This window comes from Asanoa iriomotensis (assembly GCF_016862515.1).
GTDB classification, from domain to species: domain Bacteria; phylum Actinomycetota; class Actinomycetes; order Mycobacteriales; family Micromonosporaceae; genus Asanoa; species Asanoa iriomotensis.
The window spans coordinates 1-5,296 of sequence record NZ_BONC01000151.1 but is presented as its reverse complement, the minus strand read 5'-3'; the positions used below and the strand labels follow the sequence as shown (position 1 = coordinate 5,296).

The window sequence follows — 5,296 nt, the reverse complement described above, 5'->3', positions numbered from 1 at the left end:
GTCCGGCGGTGTCCTACTCTCCCACACCCTCCCGAGTGCAGTACCATCGGCGCTGGAGGGCTTAGCTTCCGGGTTCGGAATGTTGCCGGGCGTTTCCCCTCCGCCATGACCGCCGTAACTCTATCGACATATCAAACAACCATTTCCCGCGCGGAACGCAGCAGGGTGTGGTGTTTGTTTGTCGGGAGTTGCACAGTGGACGCGTAGCAGCTTTGTAGGTCAAGTCCTCGGCCTATTAGTACAGGTCAACTGAACCCGTTACCGGGCTTACATTTCCTGCCTATCAACCCAGTGGTCTAGCTGGGGGCCTTACCCACCCGAAGGTGGTGGGATACCTCATCTTGAAGCGAGCTTCCCGCTTAGATGCTTTCAGCGGTTATCCCTTCCGAACGTAGCTAACCAGCCGTGCCCCTGGCGGGACAACTGGCACACCAGAGGTTCGTCCGTCCCGGTCCTCTCGTACTAGGGACAGCCCTTCTCAAGTATCCTACGCGCACGGCGGATAGGGACCGAACTGTCTCACGACGTTCTAAACCCAGCTCGCGTACCGCTTTAATGGGCGAACAGCCCAACCCTTGGGACCTGCTACAGCCCCAGGATGCGACGAGCCGACATCGAGGTGCCAAACCATCCCGTCGATATGGACTCTTGGGGAAGATCAGCCTGTTATCCCCGGGGTACCTTTTATCCGTTGAGCGACACCGCTTCCACATGCCGGTGCCGGATCACTAGTCCCGACTTTCGTCCCTGCTCGACCTGTCAGTCTCACAGTCAAGCTCCCTTGTGCACTTACACTCAACACCTGATTGCCAACCAGGCTGAGGGAACCTTTGGGCGCCTCCGTTACTCTTTAGGAGGCAACCGCCCCAGTTAAACTACCCACCAGACACTGTCCCTGAACCGGATCACGGTCCGAAGTTAGATACCCGAATCAACCAGAGTGGTATTTCAAGATTGCCTCCACCCTAACTGGCGTTAGAGCTTCACAGGCTCCCACCTATCCTACACAAGCTAACTCAGATACCAATGTCAAGCTATAGTAAAGGTCCCGGGGTCTTTCCGTCCTGCCGCGCGTAACGAGCATCTTTACTCGTACTGCAATTTCGCCGGGCCTGTGGTTGAGACAGTAGGGAAGTCGTTACGCCATTCGTGCAGGTCGGAACTTACCCGACAAGGAATTTCGCTACCTTAGGATGGTTATAGTTACCACCGCCGTTTACTGGCGCTTAAGTTCTCCGCTTCGCCCCGAAGAGCTAACAGGTCCCCTTAACGTTCCAGCACCGGGCAGGCGTCAGTCCATATACATCGAATTACTTCTTCGCATGGACCTGTGTTTTTAGTAAACAGTCGCTTCCCCCTGGTCTCTGCGGCCATACCACGCTCCACAAGCGTGTTGCTTCACGTGTCCGGCCCCCCTTCTCCCTAAGTTACGGGGGCAATTTGCCGAGTTCCTTAACCACAGTTCGCCCGTCGCCTCGGTATTCTCTACCTGACCACCTGTGTCGGTTTGGGGTACGGGCCGCTAAGAACTCGCTAGAGGCTTTTCTCGGCAGCATAGGATCACTGACTTCACCTGAATCGGCTCGGCATCACGTCTCACCCTCAATACGCCACGGATTTGCCTATGGCGCGGGCTACACGCTTACCCCGGCACAACCACCGGCCGGGATCAGCTACCTTCCTGCGTCACCCCATCGCTTGACTACTACCCACCAGGTTCCCACGCTCCCCCCAGTCAGTCCGAAGACCTTCCAAGGTTTGGGTGGTTAGCACAGCAAGGTTCGTCAGGGTCGCTCTTTCGCGGGTACGGGAATATCAACCCGTTGTCCATCGACTACGCCTCTCGGCCTCGCCTTAGGTCCCGACTCACCCAGGGCGGATTAGCCTGGCCCTGGAACCCTTGGTCATCCGGCGGAAGGGTTTCTCACCCTTCTTGCGCTACTCATGCCTGCATTCTCACTCGCACCGCGTCCACAACTCGATCACTCGGCTGCTTCACCCGCGGCACGACGCTCCCCTACCCATCCACACACCTGCACCCAAACCCGAAAGTTTGGGCGGGGTTAATATGTGAATGCCACAGCTTCGGCGGTGTACTTGAGCCCCGCTACATTGTCGGCGCGGAACCACTTGACCAGTGAGCTATTACGCACTCTTTAAAGGGTGGCTGCTTCTAAGCCAACCTCCTGGTTGTCTAAGCGACCCCACATCCTTTTCCACTTAGCACACGCTTAGGGGCCTTAGCTGGTGATCTGGGCTGTTTCCCTCTCGACTACGAAGCTTATCCCCCGCAGTCTCACTGCCGCGCTCTCACTTACCGGCATTCGGAGTTTGGCTGATTTCGGTAAGCTTGTAGGCCCCCTAGACCATCCAGTGCTCTACCTCCGGCAAGAAACACGCGACGCTGCACCTAAATGCATTTCGGGGAGAACCAGCTATCACGGAGTTTGATTGGCCTTTCACCCCTAACCACAGGTCATCCCCCAACTTTTCAACGTTGGTGGGTTCGGCCCTCCACGCGGTCTTACCCGCGCTTCAGCCTGCCCATGGCTAGATCACTCCGCTTCGGGTCTAGAACACGCGACTCAACGCCCTATTCGGACTCGCTTTCGCTACGGCTCCCCCACACGGGTTAACCTCGCCACATGCCACTAACTCGCAGGCTCATTCTTCAAAAGGCACGCCGTCACCCCTAAAGGCTCCGACGGATTGTAGGCGAACGGTTTCAGGTACTATTTCACTCCCCTCCCGGGGTACTTTTCACCATTCCCTCACGGTACTCGTCCGCTATCGGTCACCAGGAAGTATTCAGCCTTACCAGGTGGTCCTGGCAGATTCACGGCAGATTACAGGGGTCCGCCGCTACTCGGGAACAACCACAGAAGACCAGCCACTTTCACCTACCGGACTATCACCGTCTACGGTCGGCCTTTCCAGACCATTCGACTAGCAACTGGCTTTGTAACTTCTTCGGTGTGTGTCAGCACACCACGCAGTGTCCCACAACCCCGACCACGCAACCCCTGACAGGTATCACACGCAACCGGTTTAGGCTCAATCCGCTTTCGCTCGCCACTACTCACGGAATCACATGTTGTTTTCTCTTCCTACGGGTACTGAGATGTTTCACTTCCCCGCGTTCCCTCCACACACCCTATGAATTCAGGTGCAGGTGACACCACATAACTGGTGCCGGGTTACCCCATTCGGACACCCTGGGATCACAGCTAGGTTGACAGCTCCCCCAGGCCTATCGCGGCCTCCCACGTCCTTCATCGGCTCCTGGTGCCAAGGCATCCACCGTTCGCCCTTGACAACTTGACCACAAAGATGCTCGCGTCCACTGTGCAATTCTCAACAAACAACCAACCCACAACCCACAGCCAACCACCAACCGGCGATCCCGCCGGCGGTATGGAAGGCCAGGCCATGCCTGGCAGCTCCGATCCGAAAGACAAGCAGCGCTTGTTCTTTCAGGACCCAACAGGGTGTTCAGTGTCCTCTCCAGCCGCACCAACCAGCCCGTTCCTTCACGCAAGCGTGTGTACTAGAGCAATTCGTGGCCGTTGCCAGAATGAACTAAGCCAGTGTCTCCGCCATTGAGCACCCCGAACCGACATTCGCGGCCCGCGGGCTCCTACCCAGCCTTTCGGCGGGAGGTGCTCCTTAGAAAGGAGGTGATCCAGCCGCACCTTCCGGTACGGCTACCTTGTTACGACTTCGTCCCAATCGCCAGCCCCACCTTCGACGGCTCCCTCCACAAGGGTTGGGCCACCGGCTTCGGGTGTTGCCGACTTTCGTGACGTGACGGGCGGTGTGTACAAGGCCCGGGAACGTATTCACCGCAGCGTTGCTGATCTGCGATTACTAGCGACTCCGACTTCACGGGGTCGAGTTGCAGACCCCGATCCGAACTGAGACCGGCTTTTTGGGATTCGCTCCACCTCACGGTATCGCAGCCCATTGTACCGGCCATTGTAGCATGCGTGAAGCCCTGGACATAAGGGGCATGATGACTTGACGTCATCCCCACCTTCCTCCGAGTTGACCCCGGCAGTCTTCGATGAGTCCCCGGCATAACCCGCTGGCAACATCGAACGAGGGTTGCGCTCGTTGCGGGACTTAACCCAACATCTCACGACACGAGCTGACGACAGCCATGCACCACCTGTCACCGCCCCCGAAGGACCTCCCATCTCTGGAAGTTTTGCGGTGATGTCAAACCCAGGTAAGGTTCTTCGCGTTGCATCGAATTAATCCGCATGCTCCGCCGCTTGTGCGGGCCCCCGTCAATTCCTTTGAGTTTTAGCCTTGCGGCCGTACTCCCCAGGCGGGGCGCTTAATGCGTTAGCTGCGGCACAGAGAACCGGAGAGGCCCCCCACACCTAGCGCCCAACGTTTACAGCGTGGACTACCAGGGTATCTAATCCTGTTCGCTCCCCACGCTTTCGCTCCTCAGCGTCAGTATCGGCCCAGAGACCCGCCTTCGCCACCGGTGTTCCTCCTGATATCTGCGCATTTCACCGCTACACCAGGAATTCCAGTCTCCCCTACCGAACTCTAGCCTGCCCGTATCGGCTGCAAGCCCGCAGTTGAGCCACGGGATTTCACAGCCGACGCGACAAGCCGCCTACGAGCTCTTTACGCCCAATAAATCCGGACAACGCTCGCGCCCTACGTCTTACCGCGGCTGCTGGCACGTAGTTGGCCGGCGCTTCTTCTGCAGGTACCGTCACTCTCGCTTCGTCCCTGCTGAAAGAGGTTTACAACCCGAAGGCCGTCATCCCTCACGCGGCGTCGCTGCATCAGGCTTCCGCCCATTGTGCAATATTCCCCACTGCTGCCTCCCGTAGGAGTCTGGGCCGTGTCTCAGTCCCAGTGTGGCCGGTCGCCCTCTCAGGCCGGCTACCCGTCGTCGCCTTGGTAGGCCATCACCCCACCAACAAGCTGATAGGCCGCGAGCCCATCCCAGACCGAAAAACTTTCCACAAACCACCATGCGATAGAAAGTGGATATTCGGTATTAGCCTCCGTTTCCGAAGGTTATCCCAAAGTCCAGGGCAGGTTACTCACGTGTTACTCACCCGTTCGCCGCTCGAGTACCCCGAAGGGCCTTTCCGCTCGACTTGCATGTGTTAAGCACGCCGCCAGCGTTCGTCCTGAGCCAGGATCAAACTCTCCAACAAAAACTTGTTAAAAAGTGTCCCAGCAATCCATTAACGGATGCCAAAAACAATCACAATTGGCACTGGCTTATCAAACACCCTGTTGAGTTCTCAAAGAACAAACACACACC

At 57.4% G+C, this 5,296-nt stretch carries 3 rRNA genes; all 3 read right to left on the bottom strand.

Annotated elements, in window-relative coordinates:
- The 3 genes from rrf to Air01nite_RS40400 all read right to left on the bottom strand — a co-directional run bounded on the left by rrf (position 1) and on the right by Air01nite_RS40400 (position 5,186).
- A 5S ribosomal RNA gene (rrf, locus tag Air01nite_RS40410) occupies positions 1–117 on the bottom strand.
- Between the two features lie 98 nt (positions 118–215).
- Positions 216–3,324, bottom strand: a 23S ribosomal RNA gene (locus tag Air01nite_RS40405).
- Positions 3,325–3,670: 346 nt separating this feature from the next.
- Positions 3,671–5,186 (bottom strand): 16S ribosomal RNA (locus Air01nite_RS40400).
- The 16S, 23S and 5S rRNA genes sit together here, the layout of an rRNA operon.
- Positions 5,187–5,296: the final 110 nt, after the last annotated feature.